Here is a 16,027-nt window from a genome sequence, read left to right on the forward strand (position 1 = left end):
AGCTCGACCACCGGGGGAGTTCGAGCTGCGGGGCGGCGGCCCCGGCCGGAGGTGAGCCGCGTGTCCCGCCGCGTACGGCGCCATTCGGCGCCTAGTCTCGACTAGATGCAACCGAGAGTTACTGTGGTCCTCGTTGCCCGCACGGGGGCCGAGTTTCTTCCGCGGACTCTTGCCGCCCTCGCCGCACAGACGCACCGGCCCGACACCATCATTGCCGTCGACGCCGGCTCGACCGACGACACCAGCGCGTTGCTCGCCGAATCCGGCCCCACCCAACTGGTGGAGGTTCCCGGCAAGGTCGGCTTCTCCGCATCCGTCTCCCGCGCCCTGCGCGTTGCATCCCCCGCGACCGCAGACGTGAACGACGACTGGCTCTGGTTGCTCGCCCACGACAACGCTCCTGAACCAACTGCCTTGGCCCAGCTGCTCGCCGCGGTGGAGATCGCTCCCTCCGTGGCGGTCGCCGGCCCCAAGCTGGTGCGCTGGGACCAACCGGACGTGCTGGCCGACTTCGGCCAGACCCTCTCCAAACTCGGCGCCACCGTGCATCTCGTGGAGGGCGAACTCGACCAAGCCCAGCACGACGCCCGCGCCGACGTGCTCGGCGTCGCCGCCGGCGGCATGCTCGTGCGCCGCTCGGTGTGGAACGCGCTCGGCGGATTTGACCCGGGACTGGGCGTCGTGGACGCCGGCCTCGACTTCAGCGTGCGCGTGCGACTTGCCGGCCACCGGGTCATCCTCGTCCCCGGCGCCCGCGTCGCCAGCGCGCACGGTCCCGAGCTGTTCGGCTCCGCCGCATCCGGTGCCTTCGCCCGCCGCCGGGCCGCATCCGACGCCCGCCGCCGACGCCTGGTGCGCACCGCCCAACTGCACCGCCGTCTGGTCTACGCGCCGCTCTGGGCGCTCGGCATCCACTGGTTGTCGCTGGTGCCGCTTGCCGTGCTGCGCTCGCTCGGTCACCTGCTCACCAAACGCCCCGGCGCCATCCCCGGCGAATTCCGCGCCGCGTTCGTCGCCGCCTTCGCCGGCCACGTCACCGGCGGCCGCCGCAACTTCCGACGCACCAAACGGCTCAGCTGGGCCGCGATCGACGCGCTCCGGATGCCGGGAGCCGAGCTGCGCGAGCGACGCGCCCAAGAACGCGAGGCCCAGCGACAACTCCTCGGACAACGCACCAGAGACGACGACCGGGCCGAGTTCCTCGGCGACGGTGGATTCTGGGTTGCCGTCGCCGGCCTCGTGCTCGGCGTCGTCGCCTTCGGTCCGCTGCTGTCCGGCTCGGCGGTCGTCGGCGGCGGCCTGGCACCGCTCAGCCACAGCGTCGCCGACCTGTGGGCCAACGCCGCTTACGGCTGGCGGGACATCGGCGGCGGCTTCGTCGGCGCGGCCGACCCGTTCGCGGTGATCGTCGCGCTGCTCGGCAGCCTCGCCTTCTGGGCGCCCTCTTTCGGCATCGCGCTGTTCTACGTGGCCGCCCTACCGCTAGCCGCCATCGGCGCCTGGTTCTGCGCCCGACGCTTCAGCTCCCGCACCTGGCTGCCGCTCATCGCCGCCGTGCTCTGGATGCTCGGCCCACCACTCCTCGCCTCGCTCACCACCGGACACCTCGGCGCAGCCATCGTCCAGGTGCTGCTGCCGTGGCTCGTGCTGACCGTGGTCGATGCCGCGCACTCCTGGGGCAGCGCCGCCGCCGCCGCGCTGCTGTTCGCCGCGGTCGCCGCATCCGCTCCCTCGCTCGTGCCCGCACTGCTCGTACTCTGGCTGCTCTGGCTGATCGCCCAGCCCAAGAGCGTGCACCGGCTGATCGGCATCCCAATCCCGGCGCTCGCCCTGTTCGCCCCACTCATCCTGGCGCAACTGCAGCGCGGCAACCCGCTCGGCCTGCTCGCCGACCCCGGAGTGCCCAGCGTGGTCACCGCCCCACCGGGCTGGCGGCTGGCGCTCGCCGATGCCGGCACCGGCCTGCACGGCTGGATCCACCTGCTCGACGGCCTATCGCTACCGGGCGAGACCGCCCCGGTGCTTGTCGCCGTACTGCTGCTGCCGGTCGGCGTGCTCGCGCTGCTGGCCCTGTTCGTGCCCGGCTCCCGCCGCGCCATCCCGGCCATGAGCATCGCCCTGCTCGGCTTCGTCACCGCCGTGATCGCCACCCGGATCTCGGTGTCCTTCGCCGCCGGCAACGCCATCACCCTCTGGCCCGGCGCCGCCCTCAGCCTGTTCTGGCTCGGACTGATTGGTGGCAGCCTCGTCGCCCTGGATGCGCTCGGCCGCGCCGCCCTCGCCTCCGGAGTCGTCGCCGCCGCGGCCACCCTCGCCCTGGCGATGCCACTACTGGGCGCCACCCTGGCCGGCACCGCGGCCATCCACCCCGGCTCCGGACGCATCCTGCCCGCCATCGTCACCGCGCAGGCCCAGGTGCGGCCCACGGTGGGCACCCTGCTCATCTCCACCCACGACGGCGGAATCGCCAGCGAACTCGCTCGCAACGTGGGGGCGACGCTCGACGAACAGTCCACCCTCGCGGCGACGGATGCCAGGCTGGAGGCGACCGAGAAACGCGTCGCCAACCTGTCCGGCAACCTCGTCTCGCGTAGCGGCTTCAACGCGCAACCCGACCTCGCCGCCCTGGATATCGGGTTCGTCGTCGTCGCCGACACCACGCGCGGTGATACGAACGACAAGAACGACGAGCTGCGCCGCCGCGCGCTCGACGCGCTGAACAACAACGCCCTGCTCAGCCCGGTCGGCCACACCGCCGACGGGATGCTGTGGCGGGTGACGGACGTTCCGAAGCAGGCACCCGAACTGCGGCCCGAGGACACCGGCGCGCGACTGGGCACCGGCATCCTCCTCGCCCAGGGCGCCATCTTCGCGCTCACGCTGCTGCTGGGCATCCCCACCGCGCCGCGCCGCAAGCGTCAGGCCACGGTGAGCGGAGCCCGGCCGGCCGGCGCCGCCGAGGCCACGTCGGGGGAGGTCAACTGATGGCGAAATGGCCCGACAACCCCGACCCGAAGACGGGCGACATCCCGGCGCTGCGTCCACCTCAGCAGCCCGCGCACCGCGGCGACCTCTCCGAGATCGACCTGTCCAGAATCGGGCTGCCGGACGAGAACGGGGCGACCGAGCCGGCACCGGCGGAACCGTCGCGGTTCGCGCCGCGGCCTCCCGGCGCGGCAGAGCCGTGGCGAGCGCCCCAGCCGGAGCCGAAAGAGGACGAACCCAAGGAGGACGAACCCGAGGAGTCTGGACCGCAGCAGCCCGAGTCGGCACCGGTCGAGTCCGCACCGGTCGACCTCGAGGCGGCCCAAGCCGCGCCTCTCGAACCTGCACCACTCGAACCCGGACCCCTCGAGGCCGAGCCGCGTGAATTCGCGCCGGACGAGGACGATGACCGAATCTCCTCCGAGCCGTGGAACTCCGGGTTTGACGCCTTCGCCGACGATGAGGACGACGCGCCGCTTCCCCCGGTGCGCCCGAAACGGGATGCGCTGAGCAACCTCCGGATCGGGGCTCGAGCCGTCGCCGGCACCGTGGGAATCGGCATCGCGGCCGCCGCCATCGCCGCCGCCACCTGGCTCCCGCTGCCGCAACACGCCCCCGCCGCGCCGTCGATGCTGGTGACCCCGACGGCCACCACCCAGCAACGCGTCTGCCCGGGGCCGGCGCTGCGGATGGTGGATGCGATCGATGCGAACGCCTCCGCAATCTCCTCGGCCGGCCAGCCGGACGTCACCGCAGCATCCGCCAAGGGCGCCGCACGCCAATCAATGCTCACCGCCACAGAAAACAGCTCCGCAGTGGCCCCGGTCGCCATCACGCTGCCCGCCTCGGCGAACGCGGCCCTGGCCGGCAGCCAATCCCAATTGGTACCCACCGGCGGTTTTGCCGCCGCCGAGTGCGCCGAAACGGCTGCCGAGACCTGGCTGGTCGGCGGTGCCACCGACACCGGACGCACCACCCTGATCACCCTGAGCAACCCCGGCGCCGTGCCGGCCACCGTGTCGGTGACCGTGTTCACCGAGAACGGCGAGGTGCGTGCCGCCGGCAGCGAGGGCATCGTCGTGCCCGGCGGCAGCCAGCGCATCCTGCCCCTGGCCGGATTCGCCCCGAACGTGCTCTCCCCGGTGGTGCGGGTGACAAGCGCCGGCGGCCAAGTGGTCGCCAACCTGCAGCACCGCGTCGTGCGCACCCTCGCCTCCGGCGGGCTGGCCATCGTCGGCGCCTCCGCGCCACCGGCCACACACCTGGTGATCCCCGGCGTGGTACTCACCGGCACCGAGGCGCTGGCCGCGCAACAGTCCAGCCCCGGATTCGCCGACATCGCCCCGGTGCTGCGCCTGTACGTGCCCGGCACTGCTGCCGCCAAGGTGCAGATCGCCATCATCCCCGAAGACGGCTCCGCGCCCGACGAACCATCGTCGCTGAGCGTTCCCGGCGGCGTGGTGACCGACCTCCCGATCGAAGCGGGCGACGGCAGCTTCACCATCGGACTCTCGGCGGACATCCCGGTCATCGCCGCCGCCCGTGTCTCGGTCACCGGATCCTCCGGCGCCGCCGACCTCACCTGGTTCGCCGCCGCCCCGGTGCTGCACGAGCGTTCCGAGGTCGCCGTCGCGGCCGGACCCTCGCCCATGCTGCACCTGGCCAACCCCACCGAAAAGAGCCAAACGGTGACGCTGGAGTCCACAGATGCCTCGACGGCGTCGCCAACGTCCGTGTCGGTGCCGGCCAGCGCCAGCGTGACGGTGCCCGTCGCATCCGGCGGCTATCTGCTCAGCGGCTTCGACAGCCTGCGGGTCGCCGTCAGCTACCAGGGCGACGGTCAGCTCAGCGCGTACACGGTGAGCCCCGGCGCGCCCAGCGCCCCGCCGATCCGGGTGTACCCGTAACGACCGGTCAGAAGTGCCGGAACCGGTCCGGTGCCAAATCCCACGGGTCTTTGCCGAGCAACTCGGCCACCGCGCGGAACACGCAACTTTCGATGAGCATCCGTCGGTGCCATTCGTCGTGGCGATGCAACCGGGCTAGCCGCTCGATCGGCAGCCGGTACAGGATGATGCGACGCTCGGCCGGGATCACCCGCCACCGGTCGACGCCGTTGGCGCCCGACGCGGTCGGCAGGCCGGCCACCTCGAAGTGGGCGCCCTCAAGCTCGTCGGGCCACATGTCCTTGAGGTACTCGGCGGCGGCGGCCACGGTGGCGTCGAACACGTCGACCCTGGTGCGCAGCATCGGCAGGTGCGGCCCGGTCACCGCGGCGCGGATCCCGCGCCCGTGCCGGTCGCGCCAGCCGGCCCGCACCGAGCGCGGTGCGCTGCTGCGTCGGGATGTGCGAGCCATGGCTCAAGTGTAGGCGGCGCGGTTCCGCGGCAGCGGGGGAGTTCGCCGTTAGGGTAGAGGCAAATGACCCAGCGCTTCCAAACAACTCAGGGCGTGCAGCTGAACGAGAGACTGTGTAGCAAAGCGGCCTGCCAGGTGGAAGCCACTGCGACCCTCACCTACGACTACGAAGACTCGATGGTCGTGCTCGGCCCGCTCAGCCCGACCAATGAGCCGTACAGTCACGACCTCTGCGCCCGCCACTCGGAACAGCTGTCGGTACCGCACGGCTGGCAAATCGTGCGGCACCAAGTGCTCGGCAGGATAGATTCGGGAGTATGACTTCAGAGAGAACTGGTATTGACCTCAGCGCATTTATCAAGGCCTATGACGTGCGCGGGCTGGTCGGATCACAACTAACCGACGACGTCGTAGCCGCCCTGGCCGCCGGCTTCGTCGACGAGGTGCAGGCTGCCGGGATCGACGTGATCGTCGGTCACGACATGCGCGACTCGTCCCCGCGGTTCGCGGATGCCTTCGCCCGCGGCGCGCAGGCCCGCGGCGCCAACGTCGTGTCGATCGGGCTGTGCTCCACCGACGAAAGCTACTTCGCCTCCGGGCACCTGAACGCACCGGCGGCCATGTTCACCGCCAGCCACAACCCGGCCACCTACAACGGGATCAAGTTCAGCCGCGCCGGAGCACAGGGCATCAGCTTCGACACCGGACTGCGCGGCATTCGGGACCGCGCCGAGCAGTACCTGGCCGACGGCATTGCCGACGTGGCGCAGCCGGGCAGCTTCCGCCAGGTCGATGTGCTCGCGGACTACGCCGCGTACCTGCGCTCGCTCGTCGATCTGTCCGGCATCCGGCCGCTGCGCATCGTCGTGGATGCCGGCAACGGCATGGGCGGGCTGACCGTGCCGGCGGTGCTGGGCGAGGCGGCCGGGCTGCCGACACTGCCGATCGAGGTCATCCCGCTCTACTTCGAGTTGGACGGCACCTTCCCCAACCACGAGGCCAACCCGCTGGTGGCGGCCAACCTCCTCGACCTGCAGAACGCGGTCGTGGCCCACGGCGCCGACCTCGGGCTCGCCTTCGACGGCGACGCGGATCGCTGCTTCGTGGTCGACGAGAAGGGCCACCCGATGAACCCGTCTGCGGTCGCCGCCGTGGTGGCGCTGCGGGAGATTCAGCGGGTGCGGGCGCTGGATGCCGGTGCCGAGATCACGGTGCTGCACAACCTGATCACCTCCCGGATTGTGGAGGAGACGATCACCGCGGCCGGCGCAACGCCGGTGCGCACCAGGGTCGGCCACTCCCTGATCAAGGACCAGATGCACGCCACAGGCGCGATCTTCGGCGGGGAGCACTCCGCGCACTACTACTTCCGGGACTTCTGGGGCGCCGACAACGGCATGCTCGCGGCACTGCACGTGCTGGCCGAGTTCGGTGCCCAGTCCGACCCGCTGTCGGCGATGGCGGCCCGATTCACTCCGTACGCGCTCAGCGGCGAGATCAACTCCACCGTGGCCGACGTGCCGGAGGCCTACAACCGCATCGTCGAGGCCTACACCGGCGTCGCGGAGTTCGACGAGCTGGACGGCCTCACCGTCACCGGCATCGTGCCAGAGGACGAGCCGTTCTGGTGGTTCAACGTGCGCCCGTCCAACACCGAGCCGCTGCTGCGTCTCAACGTGGAATCGGGCACGGATGCGCAGATGCAGCGCATCCGAGACGACGTGCTGGCGATCATCCGCGGCTGACGCTCCGCCCCTCGCGCCCGCTGCTGCCGCTGCTGCCGCTGCTTTCATCATTCAGGACGTGGTGGTGCAGTTGTTGCCGGAGTCACCTGCTGAGGTCCCGCTGGCCGCCGCCGGCAACATCCGTCCCACAGCCTCCTGAATGATGAAAGCTGCGAGAATGGGAGGATGACCTCCGTGACGACATCCCTTCCCTTCAAAGTGGCCGACCTCGCGCTCGCCGCAGCCGGACGTCACCAGCTGCGCCTGGCCGAGAACGAGATGCCCGGGCTGATGGCGCTGCGGGAGGAATTCGGACCCTCCCAGCCACTGGCCGGCGCCCGCATCGCCGGATCCCTGCACATGACCGTGCAGACCGCGGTGCTCATCGAGACCCTGGTCGCCCTCGGCGCACGGGTGCGCTGGGCCAGCTGCAACATCTTCTCCACCCAGGACGAGGCGGCCGCCGCCGTGGCCGTTGGGCCGACCGGCACCGTGGATGCCCCGGCGGGCATTCCGGTGTTCGCCTGGAAGGGCGAGAGCCTCGAGGAGTACTGGTGGTGCACCTCGCAGATCTTCGACTGGGGCACCGAGGGCGGTCCCAACTTGATCCTCGACGACGGTGGCGACGCCACCCTACTGGTGCACAAGGGCCGCGAGTTCGAGCTCGCCGGCGCGGTGCCGGATGCGACGGAGACGGACAGCCACGAATGGCGCGTCATCCTGGACACCCTTCGCGCCTCCCTGGCCGCCGCACCGCAACGCTGGACCACGATCGCCGCCGGCATCGCCGGAGTGACCGAGGAGACCACCACCGGAGTGCACCGGCTGTACGAGCTGGCCAAGGCCGGCACACTGCTGTTCCCGGCGATCAACGTGAACGACTCGGTGACGAAGTCCAAGTTCGACAACCGGTATGGCATCCGCCACTCGCTGCCGGACGGCCTGAACCGGGCCACCGACGTGCTCATCGGCGGCAAGGTCTGCTTCGTCGCCGGCTACGGCGACGTGGGCAAGGGCGCCGCTGAGGCGCTGCGCGGCCAGGGCGCCCGGGTGATCGTCAGCGAAGTCGACCCGATCTGCGCGCTGCAGGCGGCGATGGACGGCTTCCAGGTCACGACCATCGAGGACGTGCTGGAGAAGGCCGACATCTTCGTCACCTGCACCGGCAACGAGAATGTGATCACGGTCGACCACATGCTCGGGATGAAGCACCTGGCGATCGTGGCCAACGTTGGCCACTTCGACAACGAGATCGACATGGCCGGGCTGGAGAAACTGGCCGGGGCGGAACGGATCGAGATCAAGCCGCAGGTGCACGAGTGGCGGCTGCCGTCCGGGCGCAGCGTGCTCGTGCTGTCCGAGGGCCGGCTGATGAACCTCGGCAACGCCACCGGGCATCCGTCGTTCGTGATGAGCAACTCGTTCGCGAACCAGGTGCTCGCCCAGATCGAGCTGTGGACCAACCGCGACGCGTACCCGTTGGGCGTGCACATGCTGCCCAAGGTGCTCGACGAGAAGGTCGCCAGGCTGCACCTGGATGCGCTCGGCGTGAAGCTCTCCCGGCTCACCCCGAAGCAGGCCGACTACATCGACGTGTCGGTCGACGGCCCGTACAAATCGGACTACTACCGGTACTGACCGCGCTCGAGAGCCCCTTCTCGGACGAGACACCCCGCCGCGGCGGCGTCACTCGTCCGGAATGGCATCTTTCGGGGTGCACCGCGGGCCTAGACGACCCCCGGATGGGGGGTTAGTCTGGCAGCATCGGTCCTTGGGGGGATCGGTCTTCCAGGGGTGGGGGTGACCAGCGGTGCGGCAGATCGATGCGGGGTCGACCGTCGGTGTGGTCGTCGGCTTGCGGGTTGCGATCGGCGCCGGGCTACTGGCGGTCGGCTGGCTCGTGCTCGGTGGCGTCACCGGCGGCGCCTCGGCCGCCGAACTGGACGTCGCCGACGGCTCGCTGCTGGGTCCTGACTCGGGTCTCGCGGTCGTGACCGAATCGCTTCAGGGCGTTGGCACGGATGCTGGACCACGCGTTGCGACGCCCGGTGCGGATCATGCGCCCGCCGTAGCGGGGTTGCCGGCTCTTGCCAGCATCGTCACGGATGCCGCCGCCGTACAGCAGCTCACCGAGCCCGTGTCGGAGAGCGTTGAGCCGGTGCTGGAGTCGGTCGAGCCGGTACTGAAGAACGTAGAGCCGGTGCTGAATGTGCTTGATCCGGTGCTGCAATCGGTCGAACCGGTGCTTAAGACCGTCGGCGTCGACGCGACCGTGTTCGGTACGCAGCCTGAGAGTATCGAGGTAGCGCCGGAGCGGGCGACCGCGGCGTACTGCGTCACCGACTGCGACGCGCGCGCGACCGAGGTTCCCCCATCTGTGCGGGGCGACATCCGGTCCACACGTAATCGGTCCGCCGCCGCCATTGCGCCGGAGGATCCGGTGCCACACGCGCCCGCGCCATCCGCGCCGTTGGCGCCGATGGTTCTTTCCGAGACGGTGACGCCCGGCACATCCGGGAGCATCGCCCTAGCGAGCGACGTCGCCGAGCGGGGTTGGGTTTTCTGGGCCCCAAGCGCTCGCACCATGCCGCCGGGCGAGGACGTCCCGCCGGCTTCCCCCACATACGAATCCAACTCAACTCCTGACTGAGTGAGCCCCGCCTGCCCGGAATCGGGCGGGACACCGGGTAAAAGCGCCCGTTCGCGGGCGCGATCATTCATTCAATTCAAGGAGTACAGATCATGAAGAAGTATGTCTCAAGGGCGCTGTGGTGCGCCCTCTTAGCCGGAGGGCTCACGGTCCTCGGCGCCACGGCGGCCAATGCCGCAGAGAGCAGCGGTGAGGATGGGCTCGGCTCGGGAAACCAGATCCTGAGTTCCATCACGGCACCGTTGGCTGTGGAGGGAAATGCAATCTCGTTGCTGGGTGACAGCTCGAGTAGCGGGACCTCGACGGCTCCGGCTGTCGTGGCCGATGGCAGTGGTTCGGATGCTGCTGTGACTGATGGTGGGGATGGGGTTGCTTCAGGCAATCAGGTTGCGCCGGATGTGGTTGCGCCGGTGACGGTGGAAGGAAACGCAATTTCGTTGCTGGGTGACAGCTCGAGTAGCGGGACCTCGACGGCTCCGGCCGTGGTGGCCGATGGCAGTGGTTCGGATGCGGCTGTGACTGATGGTGGGGATGGGGTTGCTTCGGGTAATCAGGTCTCGCCGGATGTGACGGCACCGGTGGCTGTGGAGGGGAACGCGATCTCGTTGCTGGGTGACAGCTCGAGTAGCGGCACCTCGACCGGTCCGGCTGCCGTAGCTGGTGACGCCAACGAGGGGATCCTTGGCTTCGGTGACGATGAGGACGGCATCCTCGATTTCGGTAACGGTGACCAGGGGATCCTCGGCTTCGGTGACGATGAGGGTACCGTTCGTCTCGGGTTCGCCTCTCAGGCCGGAACTGTTGTCGACGGTAACGTCGCCGACGAGCGCACTGGCGACAACGAGGGCGTCCTTGGGTTCGGCACCGACAGCCCTCGGGTTCTTCGTCTCGGATTCGCCTCTCAGGTGGGCGCGGTTCTCGACGGTAACGTCGCCGACGTGCCGGCTGACGACAACACCGCAGAAGGACCGGCAACCACAGCGGTGATCCAGAGCACGAGCACCGGCTCAGTCGACGGCGAATTGGAGACGCTGGCGCTGAGCGAGCCCGCGGCCACCGACGGTGACCTGTCGACGCAGGCACTCGCCGCGACCGGCGGCGACACGGGCAACGGCGCAACCGCCGCGGCCCTGATGCTCGGCGCCGGACTGACGCTGATCGCCGCGGCACGACGCAAGAGCCTGCAGTTCTAAGTGTTGCCGTTCCGGCTAACTGTGCCCCGCGAAACGGGAACAGTTAGCCGGAACAGGCACAATTAGGCGCGCTACTGGACGCGAGCGAACAGCGGCTTGTAGCTGGCTCCGGCGATGATCCCGCCGACGATCGGCGCGACCACGAACGCCCACACCTGACCGAGCGCGACCCCGTCACCGAAGATCGCCGAGGCGATCGAGCGCGCCGGGTTGAGCGAGGCACCGCTAACCGGAAGGCCGACCAGCAACAACATGGTCAACGCGAGACCGATGGCCAGCGGCGCGAGTCCCGCCGGGGCACGCCGGTCGGTCACCCCGAGAATGACATACACGAACAGCGCGGTGAGGATGACCTCGATCAAGAGCACCGACAGCAGGCTGAACCCGCCGGGGGAACGCTCGCCGAAGCCGGTCGACGCGAATCCGCTGGACTGCGCCTTCGCGAGGAAACCGTCCTTGCCACCCGCGGCGATCGCGAACAGCAGCGCGGACGCGATGATCCCGCCCACCAGCTGCGCCACCAGGTAGCCGACGACATCCTTCCAGGGCAGCCGACCGGCGACGGCGGCACCGATGGTCACGGCCGGGTTGAAGTGCGCGCCCGACACGTGCCCGAACGCGTAGGCGCCGGCGACCACCGACAGCCCGAAGGCCAGGGCGATAGGCAGGTACACCTCACCGGCGCCGGGGAACAGTGTGGCGAACAGCACGGTCCCCACGCCGACGAACACGAGGATGAAGGTTCCCAGCGCCTCCGCAGTGAGCCGCGCGGTGATCGACGGGGCATCGGTCGGAGTGTGGGCGGTACGGGTCGGTCGACTGGTTTGCGCCATGATCCTGCTTTCTGATAGGGGGAACCTTCATCCCGAGGCTACCGGATACACACAGCGTACTTCCAGCAATTACCGATCAGGTTCTTGGCGGAAACCGATGCGGCAGGCCGGTCAACACCGGCTCCACGGCCGACAGGCGCTGCTTTCGCAGCTGCAGCGCCAGCAGCTCGCGTTCCCGCCGCACCGCGGCGACCGCGGCGAGGAACAGCTCCGGGTCGGCCCGCGGCAGCGGGGACACAAATCGCGCCGCCTCCGCCGCCAACTGCGAGGCCACCCGCAGCCGCGTCTCCGGGGTGAGGCCGTCGGCCTGCCGCAGGAACTGCGCGATCCGCCGCGCCAGCGGGTCCGGCATCCTGGCGACATCCGCCGACCGGGCCCAGTCGACCAGCACGACCGGCACGCCGAAGATCGCCGGATCCCTGCGCTGCACCCGCTCGTATTGGCTGTAGGTGCCGGCCAGGATGTCGCCCATCCGTTTCGTGCGCGCGTTCAGCAGCCCGAACAGCGCGGCGATCCCGCCCAGCGACATGAACAACTCGAGCACGCCGCTGAGTGCCCGGATGAACGCGTGCCGGAACCCGATCGCCCCGCCGTCGTCGCGGACGATGCGCGCGCCCACCACCAGCCGGCCGAGCGACTTGCCGTGCGTGAGCAACTCCACGGCGGTCGGCAGCACCACGATGCAGAACACGAGCGACGCGATGGTCACCGCCTTCACCGCCGCATCGTCCAGCGCGCCGGCGACCACGGGGGAGTTGATCGCCAGGACGAGCCCGAGCCAACTGCCCAGGTAGACGATCACATCCAGCAGCGCCCCGGCCCCGCGCAGCACAAAACTGGTCGGCCGCAGGTCCAGGCCGACGGCCTCCCCGGTCATCAGCTCGCCTTCGTCGGGCTCCGGGCTTGCCATGTCTAGTATCTAAGCAGATGGATCTTGACGCCTATTCCGCCGCCCACCGCGATGAGTGGGATGAGCTTGCCCGGCTCGCCGGCAAGCGCCATTTCAGCGGCGCCGAGGCGGATGCGCTGATCGAGCGGTACCAAGCCGGCGCCACCCAGCTGTCGGCGATCAAAACCACCGCCGGGCAGTCGGTGCAGGGCGACCGGCTGTCGCTGCTGCTCTCCCGAGCCCGGCTGCGATTCACCGGCGCCAGCGCCAACGTGCTGAGCCGGCTGCCGGAGTTCTTCGGCGCGGGGCTGCCCGCCGCGCTGTATCGCATCCGGTGGCTCAGTCTGGCGATCACCGCCGCGTCGCTGTTGATCGGACTGCTTTACGCGATCTGGGCGATTCAGCACCCCGGGGTGCTGGCCTCCGTGTTCGGCAGCGACGCCGAGCGGCGACACTACGTGGAACACGACTTCGTGGAGTACTACTCCAACTACAGCGGCGGCTCGTTCGCCAGCTCGGTGTGGACCAACAACGCCTGGATCGCCGCGCAGGCCGTCGCCTTCGGCATCGTCGGCGTGTACACCCCGTACCTGCTGTTCACCAACGCGATGCACATCGGCTTCGCCGGCGCGCTCATGCAGCAGTACGGGCAGCTGGACACCTTCTTCCTCTACATTGCACCGCACGGGCAGCTCGAGCTGTACTCCATCTTCGTGGCCGGCGCGGCCGGCCTGCGGATCTTCTGGGCCTGGATCGCACCCGGCGCCCGCAGCCGCGGACAGGCGCTGGCCGAGGATGCGCGGGCGCTGTTCACCGTGGCGATCGGCCTGATCCTGGCGCTGCTCACCTCCGGGATCATCGAGGGATTCGTCACCCGGCAGGACTGGCCCTGGCCGGTCAAGATCGGCATCGGCACCCTCGCGCTCGCGGGATTCCTGGCCTACCAGTGGATCTTGGGTGGCCGGGCCGCGCGGGCCGGCCGCACCGGCGACCTGGACGAGTTCGAGGCCGGCGCCCGCCGCCTCGTGGCGGGCTAACCCGCACCATGCGGTGACTTGCATATTGTTGTGGTTCCCGAGGCCTGGGAAGGTGCACAAGGCGCAACTCAGCGTGGTGGTAGGTCACCCAACTAGAGGCGACCGGCCGCCTTCAGCGCCAGGTACGTGTCGGCCAGCGCGGGAGGCAGCTCCGCCGGCGCGCCGGTGACCACCTCGGCGCCCAGCTGCCGGATGGCGGCCGACACGCGCGCCACATCCAGCAGGGCGCGTTCCGCCGCCGCCGCGCGGTACACCTGCGTCCGGTTCTCGCGTTGCAGCGTCGCCTCGAGCACCGCCGGATCGGTCACCGACGACACCACCACGGTGTGCTTGTGCGTCAGCTGCGGCAGCACCGACAGCAGCGCCCCGGAGCCACCGGGCGCGTCGATCGACGTCATCAGCACCACGAGCGCACGATGACTGGTCACCGACCGCACCAGCGCCGGCACCGCACTCCAGTCCATCTCGATCAGCTCCGGGTCGATCGGCGCCATCGTGTCCACCATCCGGGACAGCAGCTCCGCTCCGCTGGCGCCCTGCACCCGGCCGCGCGCCCGCCGGTCGAACACCACCAGGTCGATCCGATCCCCGGCCCTGGTCGCCAGCGCGGCCAGCAGCAGCGCCGCCTCGAACGCGGTGTCGATGCGCGGCTCGTCCGCGATCCGCGCCGCCGACGTGCGCCCGGAATCCACCACGATGACGACCCGGCGATCCCGTTCCGGACGCCAGGTGCGCACCACCAGCCGGCGGTCGGCATCCGGCCCGGTGCGCCGCGCGGTCGCCCGCCAGTCGATCGAGCGCACATCGTCGCCGCGCACGTACTCCCGCAGCGAGTCGAACTCGGTGCCCTGCCCGCGGATCATCACGCTCGTGCGCCCGTCGAGCTCCCGCAGCCGGGCCAGCCGCGACGGCAGATGCTTGCGCGAATGGAACGGCGGCAGCACCCGGATGGCGCCCGGCACCGCAATGGTCGCCTGCCGCGCCGCCAAGCCCAGCGGCCCGAACGCGCGCACGCTCACCTGGCCGGCGTGCCGCTCACCGCGGCGGAACGGCGTCAACGTCGTGGTGACGGCCCGACGCTCGCCGGCCGGCACGACCAAGCGCGCCCGGGTCGGACTCGCCCCGGCGGAGGGCTGCCAGCCGTCCCGGACCACCCCGCGCACCGGCCGGGACCCCTCGTTGACCACGAGCAGCGTCGAGGTCGTACTTTCGCCCAGCCGGATGCGACCGGGCAGCTCCCGGGTCAGCCGCAGCCGCCGCGGCGAGCCGGCGAGCATCGCATCCACGGCCCCCACCACGACGACCAGCAGCACCCAGGCCGCGGCCACCCACGGGTCGTTCAACAGCACCAGCGGAACGATCCCCAGCGCCAGGAACGCGACGAACCACCCGGAGACGGCCATGCTAGATCGGCACCTGCACCTGCTGCAGAATCGACCGCAGGATCGCATCCGCCGAAACACCCTCCAGCTCCGCCTCCGGACGCAACTGGATGCGATGCCGCCAGACCGGCAAGAGCATCGCCTGCACATGGTCGGGGGTGACCCCATCGGAGCCGTTCAGCCAGGCCCACGCCTTGGCCGCCGACAGCAACGCCGTCGCCCCGCGCGGACTGACCCCGAGCCCCACCGACGGACTGCTGCGGGTGCCGCGCGCCAGGTCCACGATGTAGGCCAGCACATCGGCGCTCGCCGTGACCGCCGCGACCTGCCGCTGCGCCTGCGCCAGCTGCGCGGCATCCAGCACCGGCGTGACCCCGGCGGCCGCCAGGTCCCGCGGGTTGAACCCGGCGGCGCTGCGATTGAGGATCTCCACCTCGTGATCGCGGTCCGGGATGTCCAGGGTGAGCTTGAGCAGGAACCGGTCCAACTGCGCCTCGGGCAGCGTGTAGGTGCCCTCATACTCGATCGGATTCTGCGTGGCCGCCACCAGGAACGGCTCCGGCAGCGGATGGGTCTGCCCGTCCACGGTGACCTGCCGCTCCTCCATGGCCTCCAGCAGCGCCGACTGCGTCTTCGGCGGGGTGCGGTTGATCTCATCGGCCAGCAGGATGTTCGTAAACACCGGCCCGGCGCGGAACTCGAAGTCACCGGCCTTCGCGTCATAGACGAGCGAACCGGTCACATCCCCGGGCATCAGGTCGGGGGTGAACTGCACCCGCTTGGTGTCCAGCCGCAGGCTGCGGCTGAGGGTGCGCACCAGCAGCGTCTTCGCCACCCCGGGCACTCCCTCCAACAGCACGTGGCCGCCCACCAGCAGCGCCACGATGAGGCCGGTCACCGCGCCATCCTGGCCGACCACCGCCTTGCCCACCTCGGCGCGCACCTGCGCGAAAGAGTTCCTCATCTCGTCGGTCAT

13 protein-coding genes are annotated in these 16,027 nt (G+C 70.1%); 8 read left to right on the forward strand and 5 right to left on the reverse strand.

Features of this window, described 5'->3' with window-relative positions; genetic code table 11:
- Positions 1 to 105: 105 nt before the first annotated feature.
- Positions 106 to 2,985 carry a glycosyltransferase family 2 protein gene (locus tag ABFX56_RS11385; protein WP_346233444.1) on the forward strand — a complete coding sequence of 960 codons (2,880 nt, stop codon included), beginning with the start codon at positions 106 to 108 and terminating at the stop codon, positions 2,983 to 2,985.
- The gene (locus ABFX56_RS11390; protein ID WP_346233445.1) at positions 2,985 to 4,892 is read left to right on the forward strand and encodes a DUF5719 family protein; all 1,908 of its coding nucleotides are present in this window, start codon (positions 2,985 to 2,987) and stop codon (positions 4,890 to 4,892) included. The genes ABFX56_RS11385 and ABFX56_RS11390 overlap by 1 nt, the downstream gene beginning before the upstream one ends.
- A gap of 7 nt (positions 4,893 to 4,899) precedes the next feature.
- On the opposite strand, the gene ABFX56_RS11395 is transcribed toward ABFX56_RS11390, so the two are convergent.
- Positions 4,900 to 5,343 carry a metallopeptidase family protein gene (locus tag ABFX56_RS11395; protein ID WP_346233446.1) on the reverse strand — a complete coding sequence of 148 codons (444 nt, stop codon included), beginning with the start codon at positions 5,341 to 5,343 and terminating at the stop codon, positions 4,900 to 4,902.
- A gap of 63 nt (positions 5,344 to 5,406) precedes the next feature.
- Between ABFX56_RS11395 and ABFX56_RS11400 the strand changes: the two genes are divergently transcribed.
- The 5 genes from ABFX56_RS11400 to ABFX56_RS11420 all read left to right on the forward strand — a co-directional run bounded on the left by ABFX56_RS11400 (position 5,407) and on the right by ABFX56_RS11420 (position 10,910).
- Positions 5,407 to 5,664: a DUF3499 family protein gene (locus tag ABFX56_RS11400; RefSeq protein WP_428834436.1), complete on the forward strand. Its 258-nt coding sequence runs from the start codon at positions 5,407 to 5,409 to the stop codon at positions 5,662 to 5,664.
- Positions 5,661 to 7,088: a phosphomannomutase/phosphoglucomutase gene (locus ABFX56_RS11405; RefSeq protein ID WP_346233447.1), complete on the forward strand. Its 1,428-nt coding sequence runs from the start codon at positions 5,661 to 5,663 to the stop codon at positions 7,086 to 7,088. Before ABFX56_RS11400 ends, ABFX56_RS11405 begins: the two co-directional genes overlap by 4 nt.
- Before the next feature lie 165 nt (positions 7,089 to 7,253).
- Entirely contained in the window at positions 7,254 to 8,705 is a 1,452-nt protein-coding gene (gene ahcY / locus ABFX56_RS11410; RefSeq protein ID WP_346233448.1) for an adenosylhomocysteinase, read from the forward strand.
- 172 nt (positions 8,706 to 8,877) lie between these two features.
- On the forward strand, positions 8,878 to 9,717 hold the full coding sequence (locus ABFX56_RS11415) for a hypothetical protein (RefSeq protein WP_346233449.1): 840 nt from the start codon (positions 8,878 to 8,880) through the stop codon (positions 9,715 to 9,717).
- Positions 9,718 to 9,809: 92 nt separating this feature from the next.
- On the forward strand, positions 9,810 to 10,910 hold the full coding sequence (locus tag ABFX56_RS11420; protein ID WP_346233450.1) for a hypothetical protein: 1,101 nt from the start codon (positions 9,810 to 9,812) through the stop codon (positions 10,908 to 10,910).
- A 71-nt stretch (positions 10,911 to 10,981) separates the two neighbouring features.
- On the opposite strand, the gene aqpZ is transcribed toward ABFX56_RS11420, so the two are convergent.
- Positions 10,982 to 11,743 (reverse strand): aquaporin Z, encoded by a 762-nt coding sequence (gene aqpZ, locus ABFX56_RS11425; RefSeq protein ID WP_346233451.1) that lies wholly within the window; start codon positions 11,741 to 11,743, stop codon positions 10,982 to 10,984.
- Between the two features lie 76 nt (positions 11,744 to 11,819).
- Entirely contained in the window at positions 11,820 to 12,653 is an 834-nt protein-coding gene (locus tag ABFX56_RS11430) for an RDD family protein (RefSeq protein ID WP_346233452.1), read from the reverse strand.
- A 17-nt stretch (positions 12,654 to 12,670) separates the two neighbouring features.
- Between ABFX56_RS11430 and ABFX56_RS11435 the strand changes: the two genes are divergently transcribed.
- Positions 12,671 to 13,669: a stage II sporulation protein M gene (locus ABFX56_RS11435; protein ID WP_346233453.1), complete on the forward strand. Its 999-nt coding sequence runs from the start codon at positions 12,671 to 12,673 to the stop codon at positions 13,667 to 13,669.
- 92 nt (positions 13,670 to 13,761) lie between these two features.
- On the opposite strand, the gene ABFX56_RS11440 is transcribed toward ABFX56_RS11435, so the two are convergent.
- Positions 13,762 to 15,072: a DUF58 domain-containing protein gene (locus ABFX56_RS11440; RefSeq protein ID WP_346233454.1), complete on the reverse strand. Its 1,311-nt coding sequence runs from the start codon at positions 15,070 to 15,072 to the stop codon at positions 13,762 to 13,764.
- 1 nt (position 15,073) lies between these two features.
- Complete coding sequence (locus tag ABFX56_RS11445) at positions 15,074 to 16,027, reverse strand: AAA family ATPase (protein WP_346233455.1); 954 nt, start codon at positions 16,025 to 16,027, stop codon at positions 15,074 to 15,076.

Source organism: Parafrigoribacterium mesophilum, from assembly GCF_039652555.1.
GTDB classification, from domain to species: Bacteria; Actinomycetota; Actinomycetes; order Actinomycetales; family Microbacteriaceae; genus Parafrigoribacterium; species Parafrigoribacterium mesophilum.